20 protein-coding genes are annotated in these 20,077 nt (G+C 36.8%); 8 read left to right on the top strand and 12 right to left on the bottom strand.

What is annotated here, in order from left to right; all coding sequences use genetic code 11:
* Positions 1-60: 60 nt before the first annotated feature.
* A complete protein-coding gene (locus G7050_RS11635) occupies positions 61-1,287 on the bottom strand; it encodes a DUF2264 domain-containing protein (protein WP_166115541.1) in 1,227 nt (408 codons plus the stop codon).
* Positions 1,288-1,643: 356 nt separating this feature from the next.
* On the opposite strand from G7050_RS11635, the gene G7050_RS11640 reads away from it, so the two are divergent.
* Both G7050_RS11640 and G7050_RS11645 read left to right on the top strand, forming a co-directional pair.
* Positions 1,644-2,381: a YARHG domain-containing protein gene (locus G7050_RS11640; protein ID WP_166115543.1), complete on the top strand. Its 738-nt coding sequence runs from the start codon at positions 1,644-1,646 to the stop codon at positions 2,379-2,381.
* Positions 2,382-2,398: 17 nt separating this feature from the next.
* Positions 2,399-2,611: a hypothetical protein gene (locus G7050_RS11645; protein ID WP_166115545.1), complete on the top strand. Its 213-nt coding sequence runs from the start codon at positions 2,399-2,401 to the stop codon at positions 2,609-2,611.
* A gap of 43 nt (positions 2,612-2,654) precedes the next feature.
* On the opposite strand, the gene G7050_RS11650 is transcribed toward G7050_RS11645, so the two are convergent.
* Positions 2,655-3,020 (bottom strand): helix-turn-helix domain-containing protein, encoded by a 366-nt coding sequence (locus tag G7050_RS11650; RefSeq protein WP_166115547.1) that lies wholly within the window; start codon positions 3,018-3,020, stop codon positions 2,655-2,657.
* 152 nt (positions 3,021-3,172) lie between these two features.
* On the opposite strand from G7050_RS11650, the gene G7050_RS11655 reads away from it, so the two are divergent.
* The 4 genes from G7050_RS11655 to G7050_RS11670 all read left to right on the top strand — a co-directional run bounded on the left by G7050_RS11655 (position 3,173) and on the right by G7050_RS11670 (position 5,875).
* Complete coding sequence (locus G7050_RS11655) at positions 3,173-3,700, top strand: DJ-1/PfpI family protein (RefSeq protein ID WP_166115549.1); 528 nt, start codon at positions 3,173-3,175, stop codon at positions 3,698-3,700.
* A 186-nt stretch (positions 3,701-3,886) separates the two neighbouring features.
* Positions 3,887-4,543 carry a suppressor of fused domain protein gene (locus G7050_RS11660; RefSeq protein ID WP_166115551.1) on the top strand — a complete coding sequence of 219 codons (657 nt, stop codon included), beginning with the start codon at positions 3,887-3,889 and terminating at the stop codon, positions 4,541-4,543.
* A 284-nt stretch (positions 4,544-4,827) separates the two neighbouring features.
* Positions 4,828-5,328, top strand: a complete 501-nt coding sequence (locus G7050_RS17790) for a hypothetical protein (RefSeq protein WP_185154935.1) — start codon at positions 4,828-4,830, stop codon at positions 5,326-5,328.
* Entirely contained in the window at positions 5,315-5,875 is a 561-nt protein-coding gene (locus G7050_RS11670) for an RNA polymerase sigma factor (protein WP_166115553.1), read from the top strand. The genes G7050_RS17790 and G7050_RS11670 overlap by 14 nt, the downstream gene beginning before the upstream one ends.
* A 160-nt stretch (positions 5,876-6,035) precedes the next feature.
* Here the strand turns inward: G7050_RS11670 and G7050_RS11675 are convergent, their stop codons facing one another.
* The 5 genes from G7050_RS11675 to G7050_RS11695 all read right to left on the bottom strand — a co-directional run bounded on the left by G7050_RS11675 (position 6,036) and on the right by G7050_RS11695 (position 11,844).
* Positions 6,036-8,078, bottom strand: a complete 2,043-nt coding sequence (locus G7050_RS11675; RefSeq protein WP_166115555.1) for a WG repeat-containing protein — start codon at positions 8,076-8,078, stop codon at positions 6,036-6,038.
* A gap of 277 nt (positions 8,079-8,355) precedes the next feature.
* On the bottom strand, positions 8,356-8,652 hold the full coding sequence (locus tag G7050_RS11680) for a DUF2695 domain-containing protein (protein ID WP_166115557.1): 297 nt from the start codon (positions 8,650-8,652) through the stop codon (positions 8,356-8,358).
* Positions 8,653-8,811: 159 nt separating this feature from the next.
* Positions 8,812-9,459: a YiiX/YebB-like N1pC/P60 family cysteine hydrolase gene (locus G7050_RS11685; protein ID WP_166115559.1), complete on the bottom strand. Its 648-nt coding sequence runs from the start codon at positions 9,457-9,459 to the stop codon at positions 8,812-8,814.
* 102 nt (positions 9,460-9,561) lie between these two features.
* Positions 9,562-11,211, bottom strand: coding sequence for an alkaline phosphatase PafA (pafA, locus tag G7050_RS11690; RefSeq protein WP_166115561.1), 1,650 nt, complete (start codon positions 11,209-11,211; stop codon positions 9,562-9,564).
* Positions 11,212-11,508: 297 nt separating this feature from the next.
* A complete protein-coding gene (locus G7050_RS11695; RefSeq protein WP_166115563.1) occupies positions 11,509-11,844 on the bottom strand; it encodes a T9SS type A sorting domain-containing protein in 336 nt (111 codons plus the stop codon).
* Positions 11,845-11,990: 146 nt separating this feature from the next.
* Between G7050_RS11695 and G7050_RS11700 the strand changes: the two genes are divergently transcribed.
* Positions 11,991-12,980, top strand: coding sequence for a hypothetical protein (locus tag G7050_RS11700; protein WP_166115565.1), 990 nt, complete (start codon positions 11,991-11,993; stop codon positions 12,978-12,980).
* A 154-nt stretch (positions 12,981-13,134) separates the two neighbouring features.
* Here G7050_RS11700 and G7050_RS11705 read toward each other — a convergent pair whose 3' ends face one another.
* The 5 genes from G7050_RS11705 to G7050_RS11725 all read right to left on the bottom strand — a co-directional run bounded on the left by G7050_RS11705 (position 13,135) and on the right by G7050_RS11725 (position 17,674).
* A complete protein-coding gene (locus G7050_RS11705) occupies positions 13,135-13,689 on the bottom strand; it encodes a hypothetical protein (RefSeq protein WP_166115567.1) in 555 nt (184 codons plus the stop codon).
* On the bottom strand, positions 13,686-14,237 hold the full coding sequence (locus G7050_RS11710) for a glycoside hydrolase family 19 protein (RefSeq protein WP_166115569.1): 552 nt from the start codon (positions 14,235-14,237) through the stop codon (positions 13,686-13,688). Before G7050_RS11710 ends, G7050_RS11705 begins: the two co-directional genes overlap by 4 nt.
* Positions 14,221-14,700, bottom strand: coding sequence for a phage holin family protein (locus tag G7050_RS11715; RefSeq protein WP_166115571.1), 480 nt, complete (start codon positions 14,698-14,700; stop codon positions 14,221-14,223). The genes G7050_RS11710 and G7050_RS11715 overlap by 17 nt, the downstream gene beginning before the upstream one ends.
* Before the next feature lie 137 nt (positions 14,701-14,837).
* Positions 14,838-17,105: a metallophosphoesterase gene (locus G7050_RS11720; RefSeq protein ID WP_166115573.1), complete on the bottom strand. Its 2,268-nt coding sequence runs from the start codon at positions 17,103-17,105 to the stop codon at positions 14,838-14,840.
* Positions 17,102-17,674, bottom strand: coding sequence for a hypothetical protein (locus tag G7050_RS11725; protein ID WP_166115575.1), 573 nt, complete (start codon positions 17,672-17,674; stop codon positions 17,102-17,104). The genes G7050_RS11720 and G7050_RS11725 overlap by 4 nt, the downstream gene beginning before the upstream one ends.
* Before the next feature lie 218 nt (positions 17,675-17,892).
* On the opposite strand from G7050_RS11725, the gene G7050_RS11730 reads away from it, so the two are divergent.
* Positions 17,893-20,049: a TonB-dependent receptor gene (locus G7050_RS11730; RefSeq protein ID WP_166115577.1), complete on the top strand. Its 2,157-nt coding sequence runs from the start codon at positions 17,893-17,895 to the stop codon at positions 20,047-20,049.
* The last annotated feature ends 28 nt before the right edge of the window (positions 20,050-20,077 follow it).

Consider the following 20,077-nt stretch of genomic DNA (forward strand, 5'->3'; position numbering starts at 1 on the left):
TTATATTTTTGAGTAAACAAGTTGACAGCTAAACAACGTTTATTTAGCTGTCAACTATTTTTATTTTTTTATCGATTCATGGTAATCTTTCGCAAATGGTTTACCGCTCCATGCTTTTTGAGAAGTCCACTCCTCGGCAGGAGCAGTCCAGAAAGAAGCATTAGCAGGTAATCCCAAAGGCAAAAATACTAATGATGTCAGATATAAACTACCATTGTTGGTGTAATAATCTGCCAATTCGGGTTGATGCCCAACAAAACCCAATTGAAGGAAGTCATCTTTACCGAAATTACCTTCTACCGAAAACATATTTTTCATTATTGTAGTCAAGGCATTGCGTACACCTCCGTTACTCAGATTTTTGGGTAATCCGTATTTCCAGACAGCCAGAGCCAGCGGTTGAAACGATCCCATGCGATAGGTCATCGAACGCCCCACTGCCGGAAATGTACCTTCGGGAGAGATCAATCGTTCTATCAATTGATTGTATCGTTGCATACGTCTGATTGCCAACTCCGAACTGATGGCCGTGTACATCTTTTTGCTTTCGAGAATTTCGGTCATTTCCACCAACATAGGGTGCATAACATATCCGTTGTAATAATCTAATGCAAATTCGGGTCCATCGGAATACCATCCGTCTCCCAAATACCATTCTTCCATTTTTTGTACCGACAATCTAAGTGCAAAACCATCGGGTTGCTCATCGATACTAGCCAGAAACGCTTCTATTATTCCCCTGAATAATATCCAGTTATTGTAAGGAGGTTGTATGGTTCGGAGACTTTTAAATTCTTTGACGTATCTGTCTTTGGTAGTCTGATCCAGAGGTTCCCACAATGCTTTCGGGGCACGTATAAAACTGGTGGCTATATATGCCGCATCTACTAAGGCCTGACTTGGACCTTTCCATCCCAGATAATCGGGACTATCGGGGTTAACCGAATGTGCATAGCTCATCAATGCCCATTCACGCAGTTGTTTACGCTGTTTACCTTCGTTGGAGTTATCATCCGGTAAAGCCAGCCAGGGAGCTATTCCCGCCATGAGACGTCCAAAGGCTTCCATATAAGTCACGCTGACGTCTCTTTTGTCCCAGAGAGGACTCACTTCGACAGTCATGTTCTTTCGGAGCTCACCTTTGCTCATATTGCTTAGTACGGGTGCTGAAATTTTGTAACACAGATTTGCCCAATAAGCCCGGTCTGCTTCCGGCGGAAAGTTTTGCTTCTGAGCATAGCTTGTCATACTCAATAAGAAGCACAATAAAAAAGTACAGTGTTTCATAGTATAGTAATTTAAATAAGGTCATATCGTATCGGTATTTACACCGATAATGCTATCCGGGCGATTCTCAATTTATCGCAAAGATATACTCATGTATCAGATTAAACAAAATTAAATAGCATCCTGTTTAGGCTTTAGGTCTTTTTATAGGTATTCGTATTGTTAATTAACAATTTCCATATCTATACAAGTATCTTTGTGCAAGATAATAAATAGGTATCATAAAGTATTGATGTTTAATCTATTTTTAAAGCTTTTTTACTTTTGATATTTAGGGCTGATATTTTTTTGATATATTCAATCCGAATATGCTTCCGATTTTGTTACTTTATATTCTAAATTTATTGATAAAAGGTATGTTTATACGAATAATGTTTGTCTCTATAGTCCTTTTTACTGCAAGCATGGTAGTTCATGCCCAGGGGATTGCCAATTGTTCTACATGTGGTACGGAATTACTGAGGGCGCAGGATATAGATACTTTGAGTGTGGATGAACTTCGTCTGCTGACCAATGAAATTTATGCACGCAGAGGCTATAAGTTTAGTAATGAACGTTTACAGGATTATTTTCAAAGCTTCGAATGGTACAAGCCATTAGCTGATAATAGCCAAGTGAAATTATCGAATATCGAAGAAAAAAACAGTAAGCTGTTGACCGATCGTCGTAAAGTTCGTGAAGATGAGAGACAAATTATTCTTACCTATTTCAAAGGACTTAAGCAATTGGCAGCAGCTAATAACGATGCCGAATTAAACAAGCTATTCATCACCCCGGAAGATCGTCAAATGGCTTCACTGGATGAGATGAAACTAACTCTTTTACATATCGATTTTGATGATGTACACTGGTTTAAAAACAAAGGTCTGTATAGTGTTGAGGTAGATAACGGATATGTGAAGATCGTATATTCGTTTTCGCTGAGTAATGAAGGAATTGTGCTTGCCTATAATTATATGGCACACTCTGATATTATGGAGGATTTTGACACCATGTTCTCCGATTATATGTCGGAAAGTGAATATGCTGTATGGTGGTTTTTCTCTTTAGTAAATGGAAAAGTAGTTTTAACAAAAGTAGATGGAGCAGGCTGATATGCCTGATAATTAAGATGGATATTTTAAATGGTTTTCTTTCGTTTTTTGTACCCCTGTTTTTACTCTTAGTTTACTATTGGTATATATCTATACCGGTGGTTGCATTGGTCATATTCGGCTATATAAAAACAAAAAATGAAGGGTTGAAGCGTGCTCTTCGTATTTTTCTGGCATTTATAATACTTGCAGTAGTCGGTATATTAATTATGATGATAAGTAATGGCTGATCAATAGATATCTGACGTATTTAAATAAGGTCAGTAACTTTTATTACTGATAACTTTTTCTCGATTTCTGTATTACTGCCGTATTTTCCCTTGCCCAGTTTACTAGTCCTTTCAATGGATCTAATAGACTATACCCTAACTCGGTCAGTTGGTATTCGACACGGGGAGGTACTTCCGGATAAATTTGCCGGCTAACCAATCCGTCTGCCTCAAGAGAACGAAGGGTTACCGTAAGCATCCGCTGCGATATATCATTAATCGACTTATGCAACTCGCTGAATCGCATTTTAGGATTCTGGCTAAGCGTATATATAACCAGTAACGACCATTTGTCGCTCAAGCTTGCAATTATATCACGGATGGGACAAATTCCCTCAATTATATTATTTACTATTTTTTCTTCTTCCATAAGTGTCTCTTTCTCTGCAATAGTTATCTCTATGTAAGTATCTTATTATGATGTGCCTTCTTGTTTTTATAGGTGCACATGGTTATCTTTACATGCACAAAAGTAATAAAGTTATTAAAAGTAACTATTGTCAAATTAAAAAATATAATATTATGGGAAAGAAAGTAGCTGTAATAGCATTTAGTCCGGTAAACGGAATGGGTCTGTTTCAATATCTGGAAGCATTCTTCGAAAATCAGATTCAATACAAAACATTTGCTATTGACAGTGTAAAAGAAATCAAAACCAATTCGGGAATCAGTATCACTCTGGATGATGTGATTGCAAATCTTAAAGGTCACGAATCGGAATACGATGCACTGGTTTTCTCTTGTGGAGATGCTATGATTTCATTCAAAGACAATGCCGACAAACCATATTATAAAGATATGTTTGAGGTATTGAAAAATTTCAACGATCAAGGTAAGCTGATTGCAGGACATTGTGCTGCTGCGGTAATCTTCGAGAAAGCGGGAATTACTACCGGAAAGAAAGTAGCTGTACATCCTTATGGAAAACCAGCTATTCAAAACGGTACTGCTACGGATGATAAATTTGTAGTAGATCACAACTTGTATACTGCACAATGCGAAGGATCTATCTGGCAATTGATGCCCGATTTGTTAGCTGCATTGAAATAAGATTTACGAGAGATACATCTTGAAAAAAAGTTCGATTCATAATTGAGGATCGGACTTTTTTATTTCGCGGAATTTTCTATTGCTTTGGTAAATAAAATAGCTATAAAAAGATTAACTATAAAGTTTAAACAGGCTCTTACTCTAAATAAATAATTCTATTTTTGTGCTTGAATAATTTAGCAGGTTATGACAAAGAAAGAATATAGATCATTATTTGAAGAAGATGAGGCTGTTGGCTGGCTGGCAATAGATAAAAAGATAGAGGAAATTTACGCAGGTCAGAACCCACGTCATTATGCCCCTCCTTTACATTATATATTAGGGGGAAGAGATCCGCTGGATGGAACCAGTATTTATGACTCTCAGAAACAAGATTTTCACCGCCATTTTGTAAGTTATGGTATGTCGGAACTATACTATAATGAAGATGCGGCAAGTGGCGAATTCAGCAAATGGGGGTTCGAATTTACTTTTCGTCTGAAGCCTTTCGAGGAAGATGAGCAAGACCCTGTATGGGTGATACAGGTTATGAATAATCTGGCTCGTTATGTTTTCGAAAGTGGAAAATGGTTCGAAGAGAATCATTTTATACCTGCCAATGGACCTATTCGTACCGAAACCAAAAGTGAAGTAGGTATCGTGGGAGTTGCATTTGCTTTAGATCCCGAATTGGGTACAATAACTACACCGCACGGTAAACTATCTTTCCTGCAAATGGTAGGGATAACCTCTTCTGAACTGGAACGTTTGAAAGCTAATCCTAAAACATCGGAAGTGAAAGCCTTATTGGACGAGCTTCGAAAAGATAATCCATTATTGATAACCGACCTTACGAGAAAATAAGACACTCAATCATAACTTATAATATAGCCGGCAATTGATAATACATCATTGCCGGCTTTTCTTTTCTGTTCTTTTTTAGAAAAAAAAGTAAGTTGTAAGTTGTTTATATATTGCTGCTTATATTTGTTTTGTCGTTGAAATATATGGACGGATCATATTTTTCTTCAAAAAGAATAAAATATATTTTTATCTGGTTCGTCTTCAATTGTAGAGACATGTCAAAAGTAAAATTTATAATAAGTAACAAATGGGGCTGCCGCCCTAACTAATAACAAAATAATAGAATGAAAAATAAGAAATTTAAAAAGCTCTGGGGAATCCCTGTATTTATTGCTGTATTTGCTCTTCTGGTTTGGGCTACTATGCTCTTGTGGAACGCATTGCTACCAGCCATATTCGGTATTGTGACGATTACTTATTGGCAAGCCTTAGGCTTAGTCGTACTAGGGCGTCTTCTGTTTGGCGGTTTTGGCAAAGGTGGAGGAGGTATGCACCACTTTGGACGCCATCGTCATGGACGTCATGGATGCTGTAAAAAAGGAGGTGATAGCCGATTCAATGCCCAAGACATCAACGGGTTTATGGCAGAAGGCGGCGATGATCGTTTGGGCAGGAGAGGTGGCGATCCTTTTGGTCGAATGAGAGATAAGATGAAATCGATGACGAAAGATGAGCGTCGCGAGTTTTTTCACAACAAATTACATAATCAACATATTCTTTGGGAAGAGATGCTCGATGATTTTGATAATTTTGATAAAAAATCAGATCGGGATGACCAACAATGAGCCATCGAAGAATAAAATATCAGATGTTTTTAAAAGGTATCAGGCTCAATTAAAAGGATACATCAATAAGCGTGTGGCATCTAAGGAAGACGGGGAAGATATTTTACAGAATGTATTTTATCAACTTCTTAAGACCGAAAATCCCATAGATGAAATGACGGCGTGGTTATATGCTGTTACCCGTAATCAGATTATTGACTGGAAACGCAAACGTAAGAACGAAGAAATGCCTTCTATTACGGTTGATGATGGCAATGAATTGTTTTTGAGTGAAATATCTAACTTTCTTTTTGATGATAGCGATTCATCTCCCGAAGATGTTTATTTACGGTCTTTGGTATGGAACGAGCTGGAAGTTGCTCTTGCCGAATTGCCTCAGGAACAAAGAGAAGTATTCGAATTAACAGAACTGAAAGGGTTGCCTTTCAAAGAAATATCCGAATCGACAGGCATTCCTGTAAATACCCTTATTTCGAGGAAAAGATATGCCGTGTTGCGTTTACGTTTACGCCTTAAATCGTTGTATGAAGATATTTTAGATACTTAATCACATAAGGTCTCAGACCTTTTTATTGCTTTGGAAAGCATTACAACTAGAGACAGTTATGTTGATGAAATATCGCATTAAATATTTAACGCTACTTAAAATTCAGCCGATAAGTGTGGTTTCTTATCGGCTGATTTTATTTATCCAGGCTTTCTGTCTATTACATATCCTTAACGTAATTGCCATAACCGTCAAATATCCGGTCATCCTCTAATCGGTATTGAGTGTATGCCGGATTGCTGTCTAATACATATCCCCACGATCCCAGAGTTAGAGGTAGTGTTTTGTAAATACGATTGTTTTTGTCGATCAGCATGGCTTTACCATTTTTTTCGACATACGCATAGTCACCCTGAAAGGGTAGTGCATAATCATATTGAGGCTCTATTATGGTTTCGCCTTGCTCATTTATATATCCGTATTTTTTCACGTCATCAGAATTTTCGCTGTATACAATTGTTGAACCCGACCAAAACTCTTCTGAAAATATATATTTGCTGGATGGAGCTATTATTACATCACCCTGTTTGTTGATATAAAACAAGCTTTCGTTTTCATCCTCAATCAGTACTAAATCCGAGTGATCCGAAAACTTGGTTTGTGCATCCCAATTGTCTTTGGTTATTTGATTGAGACTTGTATCGAAAATTGTTGTAATTCGTCTTCCCCCCTCATATTTTGTGGCGTAAATGTATTTGCCAACCATGTCTAACTGAGAATAGATTTCGGGTAGAAGCACTTTTCCCGTGTTGTCGTATAAGCCGGCTTTGGTATCTTCAATTATAAAGAAACCTGCCGCAGGCGAATAGATAAACTCCTTGGATATAGGAATAATTATATTCTCATTCTTGTCCATTATGCCCCTTTTTTCAGAATTATCAGTTTCGGTAATCAGATAATAATCAGTCGACAAAGTATCTTTTATATAGTACTTGTATTGATTCAGGGCTTTTGCTTCAATATCGAGTTTATAAGTGAGGTAATTTTCATCCTCCACATTTTTATAACCCTCGAAAAATATATTATCATAATGCTTCAACGTATAATATTCGGGTTTGATGATCCAGTTCCCCGAATTATCAACAATACCATATTGATAAGTATCGGCATCATTTGCACAAAAGAATGAACTTTGTGGCGATTTAAGGTCTCTGTTGGCAATAGTTGTAAATAACTTTATGCTGTCCTGATCTCCGGCATAGTAAATGTCTATCTGATTGATCGTATTTTTAAATTGTACCCATGCTGTGTAGTTCTGGCTGTTTTCGGGTACATCGATAGAAAATTTATCAAGCATATCCTTTTTCAGGTCATCTATTGAAGTATATTTTTTATCGTCTATATTTTTAATTATAGCCTCACTAAGCTTTCCGATTTCCTGAAAATAAGTACTCATTGCAGGTGAATAGTGCGATGAGGAACTTTTCGAGTTAGGATCTAATACTCTGCCTTTCTTATCCTGAGCCTGTATGGCTATCAAGTTAGAATATATCTTCTCCGATAATACGATGTCAGCTTCGCGTCCCTTCATCGAGCTTAACTGTACAGTGTTATCGCCTTGGTTGATAGTCGGATTCTGCTTGGTTAAAGAGATATGTTGAATACTGGTAGGGTAATTGATAATTACTTCGACCTGCATGCTGTCTATGAACTTCGCATTATCGGACATGTAATGCTGATTGATTGACATTTTACTGTGTGGTTCCTCTATTGTTCCGTTGGCATAAAATATTTTATGGATAATGATATCCATTAAGTGATCATTGTTAGGTAACGGTATATCCAAAATAGTGCTGATATCGTACGAACTGTAGGGCATATTTACATGTGAATGTGGAGGCAGCAACTCTTGGCTGAAGGCATTTTTGAGTAAACGATCTGCAAACTTTGTTTTCAGGCTATCCACATTGAGGTTATTGGGAATAGAAGGCGGACTTGATGGTGTTTCGTCTTCATCACTATTGATGTTCTCCTCATCCTCCTGATCTTCGCTATCTCCTGAGGTGATTTTTATACTTTGAATCTGGCTCATGCTTTCGAGTAATTCAATAGCCTTTACTTGTTTCTCAAGTTGCTCACGGGCATCTTCAATACTTTCTATATTGTCGACATATTGCTTTAAGGCCTCTTTCATGTCTTGTGCCGTAACTCCAAATGAGGCAATTAATAAACTAATAACTGTAAATAATATTTTTTTTAGCATAGTGTGTATGTTGAAATAGTTGAACCTATTATGATTGTAGAGCTGAATCTATGTTTTCGCCCATATAGTATAGGCACATGGATACTTCCAAAATTATCAGATATCTATGGCTTTACTGGTTGCAAAAGTAGTGAAATAAAGGATGTGAGTTGGTAAAATCAAATGTTAATTGGCTTTTTTGATGTAGAAGAACTTGCCGTAAAGAAACAAAAATACCTCTTAATCAAAAGAGATATTTCGTGAATTGTTGCGTCTCATATGAGGAGGACGATGAGTTTTAATCGAATAGTTCTTCGATATTGAATAATATTTCCCAATCAGAGTAAGCCCCATTATTATTGAGCCATTTGATGACGGCATCGCCGTTTTCTCCTACATTTTCGATCAAAAACCGCTTGGTAAATCGCATTGTATTGTCATTCTCTTTGCCTTTGGTCATGGCATTCAAATAATCGAAAAGCTTCTTGAATAGCTCTCTGCTCATGGGGAGGCTTCTTTCAAATATAGCAAGTTGCTTCTTTTTTAATTCGTCTTGCAGTGCCTTTTTCTGGGCTTTATCGTTATTATTTGTCATATTTCCGTTCAATTGAGAGGTGATTTATTTTAACTACAAAGATCGTAAAGTTTAGTCACAAAGTGCAATCCTGTAGCTTTTTTCTATGACCCTTATGCAAAATAACTTTCGAGTCCTTTGTGTTTAAACTCAATACGCCAAAGGTCGCGAATGTATATCTTAATAATAATGAATAATATCAATAACATCCGATTGCTGAGACATTGCTCCGGGATTGATCCCCAATTCGCCTTCGGGTATAGGAATGCCTAGTTTTTCGAAATGTGTGACCCAATTGGGAGAATATTCACCCGTATCCTTCGATTTGAAAGTCATAACATTCAAAGGAAATACCGGAGTTCCATTATTTGCTTTTAAGAGTATGTCATAAATCAGTTCCGAACAATAATACTGATCGTTTTCGAGATCAAACGCATCGTCGTAATCTTTCCCTGTCAGTTTTTTAGCTTCGTCCAAAGCCTGTGGGATGAGCGCTTGATATTCACCTTTCAATCGTCCTACTACCGATTTAGGAGCACATTTGTCACCTTTAGGATGCAGATATTCGTCTAAAGGAGTGATGCAAACTTTTGGATGAGTGGCTTCAATAACATAAATCTCGCTGGTTGTACTGTCAATCGATACAATACCTACATGCGTAAAATTGTATCCGGCTATACCTGCTGTTACATCTTTTATAGCATCGCCCATATCCCCTTTGCACGATTCCTGAAATATTAGGTCTCCGTTCTGCAACTTGAAGTCGGTATCGTCTTGTGGTGAAAACGAAGTCAGAAAAATAAGTGCAGATAATAGGGTTGTAAGCATCTTAATGAACTATTTAGTTTATAGGGATAAACCTGTGGATTTGCCCGATATTGACAAACACATAAATTTACCCCTACAAAGGTAATGAAAAGGTCTGAAAACTTATTTCCACAAATCGACAATAGGCTTGCCTATAGCTCCATTAGGCATTTGTATATGTAACAATGCAGCTACCGTTGGAGCGATATCGGTCATATATACTTCGGTATTCGATGATCCGTGTTTGATGCCCCAACCCATAAACACCAAAGGAATATGGGCGTCGTAAGGATTCCATGTACCATGCGTAGCCCCTTTTAGGTCGCTGTCGCTATACCATCCCGGTTTAAGAATGATTTGTATCTCTCCACAAAGATCTCTGTTGTATCCGTTTACTATCTTTTCTTTGATTACGGCAGGAATAGTGGCTTCCGATACTTTTGCAGTTTCAACTACATAAGCCACGCCCTCAACCTTTTGCATGTATTGAATAGTTGCTTCACGCAAGTCGTCCATATCAATAGATGAGCTTATTTGTTTGTAATTGTAGTTGACCTGATAGTTATTTAAGCTAAGGACCAGATTATCCGCACCGAATTTACCTGACAAAAATTTATTTAAACCCTCATTTATCGTTTTGGTATTCCAGTTTCCGGCAGGGATTTTATTGTCTTTCAAGAATTGTCCGTTATGAGCGCCACCATGATCGGCAGTTAGAAATACGATATAATTGCCTTTTCCTACTTTTTGATCGAGGTAAGCAAAAAAGTCGCTCAGGTCTTTATCCAGACGAAGGTAATTATCCTCTACTTTTACCGAGTTGGGTCCAAATTGATGTCCTATATAATCGGGCGACGAAAGGCTCACAGCCAAAAAATCGGTAACCTGATTGTTGCCCATCTGTTCGTTTTCGATTACGAGTTTGGCAACATCCAAAGTCAGAGTATTTCCGTAAGGAGTACTTCTGATAAGCCCTAATCCATTCTTCTTAACCAGATCAGAAGTCTTAATCGGAAACTTCACCTTATCGATTCCTTTGTATGTTTCTTCGTAAATATTATCATCATTCGTACTTTGTACATAGGTATCAATGGGGTATAAAGTATTCCAGTTCTGATCGAGGTACTTCTTAGCCATATCTTTATTATTGAAGTCTTTCAACCATTTGGGAAGGTCTGTCATGTACCAAGTGCTTGTTATCCAGTTACCCGATTCGCCATCGAACCAATAAGCCGCATTTGCCGCGTGTCCTGCAGGAAGAATACTTCCACGGTCTTTAATGGAGACACCCACTACTTTGGAGCGGAAGTTAGTCGCAAGCTTCAATTCATCGGTAACGGTGCTTGCTTTGAGGTTGAAGGGGGACATCTTTCCTGCCGTAGCATTTTTGTCCTTTGTACCTACGCTTTGTACATTATCATCTTGCGTGCAGTATAGCGATTGGCCTGTAGCCTGTACTATAAAATTGTTTCCTGCAATCCCGTGTATAGCCGGAACAGAGCCTGTATAAATTGTGCTGTGCCCGATAGCCGTATAAGACGGCACATAGTTGAGCATCGTATTTTCGCACGTAAAGCCTTCGTTCAGCATACGCTTAAATCCGGTGTTGCTGTATCTGTCATAGTAGCGGTATAAGTAATCCCAGCGCATCTGATCTACCACAATACCTACTACAAGTTTGGGACGGTTGAGCTGACTTTGATTTCCCGATTGGGCAAATATGGAAAAGGTTGCCAACAATAGGGGAAATGTAAGGAATCTTTTTACATTCATTGTTTTATGCTTTAAGGTCTCAGACCTATTTTATTATTAGGGCAAGTATAAATACTTACTGTTATTTAATAGGAAGTAAAGTTATGAAAAATGAAGGGAGGTTACAGATACATCTTGATTAAAAAAATGTATTACTTGTGTTAATGTTTACGGCTTGCGATTACATTCTGGTTACGATTTGAAAATAGCTTTTACGGAAGGTGGTTAAGTAATAATAAATAATGATACACTAAAACTCGAACTATTTATTGTCTTTAATCTCGCCAAAACAATCAAATAGTGTAGTGAACCTAAAGTCTATTTTATAAATATTTTAGTGGTAAATATTTCTTTATCGTTTTTTATTCTGATAATAAACACACCTCTCGAACGGATAGGTACATTAATTAAATCACTTTTTACCATTTTATTGTAAATGTTTCGTCCGGATGCATCAAATACCCAAACTTGCGAACCTGCTGTAAGTGAAGATATGGTGATAACTTCGTTGGTAGCCGAGATAGTATAACCTGATTTATAATTTTCTGTAAGTGCAGGATCTGATGATTCAACCGAAGACCCATAGCCATTCTCACACAGAGAAGCACTAGTGATGCAGCAAAAAAATGAGAGAATTATAATGAGCTGTTTCATAGCCATGTCCTTGAATTACCTAAACGTTAACAAATATAAAGATTTAAAGTGAATATACAAGAAAATAGAATGGGTTAATTTTTCTTTGAAGGTGACAATTCTTTTATTAATGTATACATTTGTTGATAAATGTAAATATATATATAATGAGAAAAATTCTACTAATGGCGATGTTGGGAGGTGTATATTCATCTATGCAGTCTCAGACATTGACGACGACAAAAATTTCAGATTGGAATACGATCCGTAAATCAGGGTTTTATGAATCATCAACAGCAGATTCGAAAAACTTACCTAATACAAATCATACCTGGTATTGGGGGATAAATATGTCACATTCATTGAATGCAGTTAATACCGATAAGCCTTATTATTTTGGAGGACAAATTTTATTGGGAATTAATGGTAACAGTACAGGATTACCGTTAATGTATATCCGAAGCACAAATGTAGATGGTTTGGGAACTTGGGCTAAGGTTTTGACAGATAGGGGTACTCAGACAATTTATAATGATTTGAATATTTACACTCTAAACTGTACAAATACAGCAGATGCTAAATTAAAGTCAGTATTGGGAAGATTAGCTGAAGGTAGTGATGAAGGTGAAGGTACTTTTTTAGGAGTAAGGTCACATTTCACCCAACCTGCATATGCTAAATCTTTTAGTATAGAGCATAAATTTTTTGGAAACTTAAATAGCAGTATCAATTTTTATAGAGGAGGTAGTAAAATAGGCGGATGTATTGGTATTGGTGTATATGATGGGAGAGAGATAGCGAAATTTCATATTGGAGGATTAAATCTTGGCGGAACACTTTCTGCAAGAGAGGTAAAAGTCGAGATTACGGCTGGTGCCGATCATGTTTTCAATAACGACTACGAATTGAAACCTTTGTCGGAAGTAGAGGCTTTTGTGAAAAAAAATAAACATCTTCCCGAAATTCAATCCGAAAAACAAATGCAAGATGACGGTCTTAATATCAATGAATTTCAGATAAAACTTCTTCAAAAAATTGAAGAGTTGACTTTATATGTAATTGAACAGGATAAGACAATCAAAAATCAAAATTCTTTGTTAACTAAGCAGAGTAAGCTTATTGAAGATATGCAAGTTCAAATTAATGAAATGAAATAAATAAGCGAGAGAGTTTTTTACGTTCCTAAAATATAGGGTTTCATTTTAAAATGATAACACAGATAATCTCTTTTAAGAAGAATATCTGTGTTTATTTAATGTTTAAACTAATAGTTATTGGAATTCAGGCGAATATTAAATTGTATTGGAGAATTTAGAATTTATATTTCAGTTCGAAATCGAATCCTTTCTTATTAAAGTCTGTTATATACTTTGCGCCTATTCCCAGGTTGTGATAAAACATTCCACCTCCTATACCTACATGGTTGAGTGTGCTGTAAGATATTCCGACATAAGGCATCCATGTTTGATGTTTTATGGTCGCTATTTCTTTTTGGATTGGTGTAAAGTTATACTTTAAGGATGCTAATTGATTATATTGCACTGAAGCGTCAATTGATAGTTTTCCATGCTGATTATCAAATAAATCCTGCTTGTAGCTTTTTCTGGTTATCCAGTCATTCAAAATAGCGGTGGTGTCTATTTCGGCTGTAACAGTATTATAGATAGTATCAGCTTTTTTATACAAAAAAAGAGGCTGTGCAGGAATTTGTATCTTGTAGGGAATCGGTATTTCTACTATTTTTTCGATGGTTTCGCCTTTTATATATTTGATCGACTGTTCACCCTCTGAGCCTTGTCGTCCTATAATCAAACCTGCAATAAATCCGATGAGTGTGTATATAATATATAATGTTTCTTTTTTCATATAGATAAGATTTGTTTGGCTCGTTGCCATATTTTGTATCTGTCTTCGTATCCATTATAACCTCCGTTGATAATGCGGGTAATTCGTTTGAAGCTGACTTCCGTATTTTCGTCAGCCAATTCGTTCAGATCTCGATTGTGCCACCACCAACATGCTGACTTAGTTGCATATTCGGGCTTTTTCAACAAATCGGGTTCTTCAACAAAATCTACTCCCATGGGCAGACCTCGCAATTCGTTGGTTAGCTTTTGGTAGTTGGCTCGACCTGTTATTTGTATTAAACCTCTGCCTTTAAACCTCATGCCATCGCCTTTCTCTGTGTTTCCAAGATCACGCCTTCCTTCGTATGCCTTGCCGGATGCAATTTCTTCGTTGTAGAAAAGTTGTCCCGATTCGTGACCTATCTGAGCCAGAAAAGCTGCAATTCTATCTTTTGTATGGATGTTATAGAGAGACATGAATTCGTTGAGATAGGGTAAGTATTTCTGCCTGTTACTTTCTGTTGAAAACGGGTAGATTTGCTTGAGTTGATTATTGGTTATCATCATCTTTTTTGTTTTGAAGGTTCTCTGTATTTTTTAGTATTTCAGATACGCCTTTAAGCAGGTTATCTTTATTCTCGATGAGGATGACGAGATCTTTTATACTTTCATTTATTTTGCGTCGGTCTTTATCTTGAGCTTTTTCGAATACCGATTTAGCTTCGATAAATACGAGAAAAAAACTGGCTAACATAGAGAAATAAGAGAGTGGCAATACTAACGAAGACAGTAGATCGAACATAAAAGCAAAGCACAAGAGACCATAATATTGTACCATTTTACTTACTGTACGCCTGAATCCATAAGAGGTATGAATTTCTCCCAGAACAGTGGCTTTTCTTAAGCCAGATATAAGATCAATAATAATGGCGATCAGTACAATAATCCACATAATCATAACCAATTCGAGTTTGGTTGATAATGTTTCATAATCTTTAGACAGAAAGGAATTAATAAATAATTGTGTCATATTTTATCTAGTTTGGTTTTCTACTTTATAGATAAAATAGTGCAGCTAATTGTGTCTCTTTTAACAAAAAAACTGCATTAAGAGGGGAGGCTTAATGCAGAATCATATTTGGTAATGCTTTAAGATATTTTCTGTTTTTATTTATAAGGAATAACCATACTCTCTCTCTTTTCTAATAGATAATTAATATTGCTTCCTATGCGAACAATTTTGACAATTCCATTCAGTCTATCAATTCCATATATATTAAAAGCATCTTCTGCGACAGTGCCAGACTTTCGTGGAAGATCACTAAGTCCATCACGCCATGGTGATACAAAAGCGTTGCCACAAGTGATGTTTAGTACTAGTTGTTTATGAGTAGTTCCATTTAGATAACCAACAAAGTCACCATGTAAGTGCCCATTTGCATATGCGATAAATTCGACTCCAGAGTTTATTCCTGTTGAAAAATTTGCATTTATGTCTACTGATTTTACTGCTCCACTTTGATTATATGATTTATTTATAGAGGTCTTGCTTATAAAAGCATCTATGATGTCAGCAATAGGTGATCCTGTAATATTCGTCATTATTTCTGTATAAAACATTTGGCTTTGCCAGAACTTAGAGTAATTAACATCTTTATTCCATGAGTGGCAAGGTTGGTGCATCAATATAAATATCCCATAACCTGTGGGAGTTGACTTTAGTGTATTAATAAACCAATTTATCTGATCAGGTAATAAATACCGTGCATGCCTAGTTGTACCTCCATACTGATATTCATTTAGTGCTATAATTCTTATTTTTTTACTGGTCAAATCATTATAATAATAGCCTTTACCTTCATTAACCATATTCATTTTGGAGTCGATATCAGTAAAAAAACGAGCGTGCTGCATGGTATCTGTTTGTGATATTGCATTTTCATTTTCATGATTACCTAATACGTGATACATTTTGATATTAGCAGCTAAGGCTTTAGTTTTATAATAGCTGAAATCATCATCATATTTAAGGCTAACAATGTCACCTGTTATGAATGCAGCATCAATTTGTAAATGTTCGCAATATTTGATGAAATTGCTTAGCCTTACTGGATCTTCGTGATAATCCGATGTATGTGCAAAAAAGGGTATATCAGTTTCATTCGTTGTATTTTGAGTGTCAAATTTTTTGCGAATAGCTAGTGCAGCTTTTTCAGCTTCTTTGTTTCTTAGAATAACGTCTGTGGTGGCGATTGTTGTTCCACTTTCAGTAGTCGGAGCGATCAATTCAAAACCGATATCTCCAAATTCAGCAGGTGTTATATTTGTCCCTGATGTTTTACTGAATGCAAAGCGTATCTTAGTAGATGGTGTTAAGTTCCACTTTCTAGGTGTTGTTTGCCAGTCAGTTACAGATGTAAGACCAGCTTCAGTGTATTGAAACATTATATATCTATATCCTGTATTAATATTTCTTACTTCAAATTTAGTAGGATAATAATTTGTAGTTCGGATGCGTGTTGTATTTATGATGTTAGAGCCATCTCCACTAGATATAGCTCCCTGCTCTATATCAGTTGTTAAATCAATGTTTTTAAATAATTCAGACTCTAACGCATCTACACGCTTTCCAAGTGTTGATGTAAAATCAGCAATAGTGACATTAATCGGATTTATAACAATAGATAAAGGAAGTTCTAGACTGCCTCCATTCTGAAAACAAGAACTACCTCTTATATAGTTTACACCTAATGGGACTACTATATCAAAGTCAATAATTTTGCGTCTACCTGCTGCTGTTGTTTCTGCTTTTGTCAAATCAAAGATAGATGTAACAAAACTGGTTTCGGTGTTAGAACTATAACCGGCTATTCCTGAATTTGAGGCATTTATTCCCGAATTATATGCAAAACACCCGCTTATACGTAAAACATCACCTACTCTTACTTTTATAAAGTTCGTGTAATGGTAATCAGCACTAGTTAATTTAACCCCTGTAAATGGTTGTATATATCCTCCTGATACTAGTGCTCCTTCGATGTTTTTTCCACTACTAATGAATGATGCACCGATAGAATTCCAATTCCCCTCTATCCCCCAGCCATTAATATCTGCACCAATGTATTGCTCATTGATCCATCCTGTTGTGATCTTGTAAGCAATTATCTGCCCTGATGCTCTTAGATTTGATACTACCGCATTACGAGCTGTTTGCTTATCGGGATAAGTTAATCCTGTGGTTTGAGTTATATTATAAATCGATTTGCTGGTGAGGTTGCCACCGCTTTCGCCGGTGTCGCCCTTATTTCCCTTCAATAATTTGATTGGGACTTTAACACTGTTGTTGTTGCTGTCAACCCCCAGGGTCAGTAAGTTGTCAATAGATGTAGCCTCAGGCAGATCGCTGACTTTTATAAGTTTAAGATTTTTACTCATGCAATTTCTATTATGTAATTTATATTTGTGATATCACTCTCTTCGGTAATGATGCCGGATAGAATTTCGCTGCCTAATATAGCAGTGCTTACTGCATCGGAATTCACTTCGAAGATCGGGTAGATCGAATTTTTCTCTAATTTGATAGTTATACCGTTCGATTCGCCGTTCTGTCCGGTTTGTCCTGAGTACGAAAGTTTTGCCCCTCCGTCCGAACCAAATGTAAAATGCTTGTCGTTAATTGTTCGGAATACGACAACGTACCTGCCGTATACCGCATACCTGAGCCAAGTGATAAGGTCGTTGCTGAGAGTCCGGATGAATGTGTTGACTTCTTGTTTATATATGCCGTTTCCGACAGATTCTTTCATATTGGTTTCTTGTACACACCCCAACTCAAAAAAGATATTTTCTTTGTGTATAGCATCCACATAGTTCGAATTATAGAGGCTGTCATCTTTAAATTTATAGCTAATAAAATCGTCGATGTTGAGTAGCCAGATATGTGAGATACCTCCTAAGTTGTATTCTGTGAGGTTATCGATACCTCTTGTCAGTTTATAGGCCATCTTTTTATTGTATAGATAAATTTCATATAAGCAGTAAAATTGAATATTTGTGTAAAATAATTTATAAAATAATTAGATTTGTAATGTAAACTTGTTTATGTTTGCGTTCATGAATTAAGAACTTGAAAGTCTTTAATGATATATTTTATAAGTATAATAAGATTCAGTTATTGTTCTGACCAAACCAAAAATAGCTCTGTGAGTTTAAAATAAGCCCGATGAAAACAATTTACACTTGCCTGATAATTATGTCTTTTACAATGTTAGTAGCCAATTTATATGGACAAACAAATTTGATAAAAGGATTGGTCTCTGATATAAATGATATCCCTCTAGCTTTTGCTAATGTTTCGATAGTTGGAACAATCGATGGAACCAGCTCCGAAGACGATGGAACATTTGTATTAGAAACATCTGCTTCGGGAGCAGCCGTCTTGAAAGTGACATTGCTAGGATATGAAGATTACAGTATCGAAATTGAGGTGCCACAGTCGGAAAAGTTTATCATAAAACTAAGACCCAATGCAAAAGTATTGTCCGAAGTAGTAGTTTCTGCAAGTAGTTTTCAGCTAAAAGGAGGGGTTCAGGGAGATGTCAAAAATGCCGTGGAATTAGTGACTGTTGCCGGATCGGATGGCGATTTGTACAGAGCAATGGCTGTCTTACCCGGAGTACAAGCTGCCGGATCGGATGGCAAGCTACTGGTAAGGGGAGGAGAGAGTCGCGAGTCGCAGACATATATAGATGGTATGCACGTGTTGAATCCTTACAGCTCCATGCCCGAAAATACAGCAGCCAGAGGACGTTATTCACCCTTTTTATTTGATGGAATCAGTTTTCAGTTGGGAGGATATTCATCTGAATACTCTCAAGGGTTGTCGAGCATTTTACCATTATCGACAAAAGACGAAAGTAAGTTTTCTAAATTAGGAATCAATATACTGAATGTAGGAGCAGGAGCGGGCGGTACTAAATCGTGGGCAGGTGGTTCGGCCTCTTTTAATCTCGATTATACTAATTTAGGGCCTTATGAAAACCTATTGTATCCGAGTGATCGCCAAACATGGCTCAAACCCTACTCAACATTGGCTGCACAAAACCAATTGAGGTTTTCCCTCGGTGAAAACTCCGTTCTTAAAACTTATTTTGCGTATGATAAAACCCGGTTTGGAAGGGTGACCAAGAATAATTTTCCGACCACCGAACGTAATCTTGATTTTAACGAGGACAATACATACTTGAATACCACATTCCACACCAAATCAAAATCGGGATTCGATTTCTTTTCTGGAATAGCTCTTTCGATGAATGACCGAAAAATAAATAGTGGATTGATTGCTAACGACAGGGTTAAGATGAAAGAGTCCGAATTACATCTGAAAGTAAAAGGCTCGAAACGATTTAGCAATATATACAGGCTGGGCATAGGAGCCGAATCGATGATCCGCAAGTATGACTTTTCGTATGCTGATACACTGTCTTATGGTTCTGATATATACCATTCTATTGATGGTGTGTATGCTTCGAACGATTTTATACTGACATCTAATTTATTTCTGAACGTGTCTTCCCGTTTGGAATATACTTCGATCAATAAATCATGGAATATTCTACCTCGCATATCCCTGAGCTATGACTATAAGGGGTATACTCTTTTAGCTACCTATGGTAAATATCAGCAATTGGCAGATAAAGATTATCTTTTGTATAACAATCGGTTAGGGACTGAAATCTGCGAACATTATCTTTTCGGAATACACCATCAATCTCAAAATAAGATATATCGAGCCGAGTTTTACCATAAGGAATACAATAATCTGGTAACAGGCGGTAACTATAATTATCGATCGTCGGGCAATGGATTCAGTAATGGTATCGATTTGTTTTTTAGCGATACCCGTTTTTTGAAACATTGGCAATACACACTTGCTTATTCCTATAATAATTCGAAACGTAGTTATCTCGAATATACAGAGAGGGTTACCCCCACGTACATTACGCAGCATAATGCGGCAGTGACTATAAAGTATGACTTGTTTAAATACAAAACAATCTGGGGGATTACGAATCGCTTTGCAAGTGGACGTGCGTACCACGACCCAAATAAAGAGGGAACGATGAATGCCGAAACACCGTTGTTTAACAGTCTCGATTTTTGTGTGACTTATCTGGCTCATAAAAAGGTAATTGTTTATGCTTCGGCTTCCAATATACTGAATCGTTCGAATGTGTTCGGATATAATTATTCGGACGAGAAGAACGCTCAAGGAAAATTCGATAGGGTAGCGGTGCAATCCGAACGGAATCAATTCTTTGTTATCGGTTTATTTATAACATTGGGAGGAGATAAGGCCTATGACCCGTCGACTTTCTAAATGTCACTCAGTAGGTTATTGTTGGTGT

It is taken from the genome of Dysgonomonas sp. HDW5A (assembly GCF_011299555.1).
Taxonomy (GTDB): Bacteria; Bacteroidota; Bacteroidia; order Bacteroidales; family Dysgonomonadaceae; genus Dysgonomonas_A.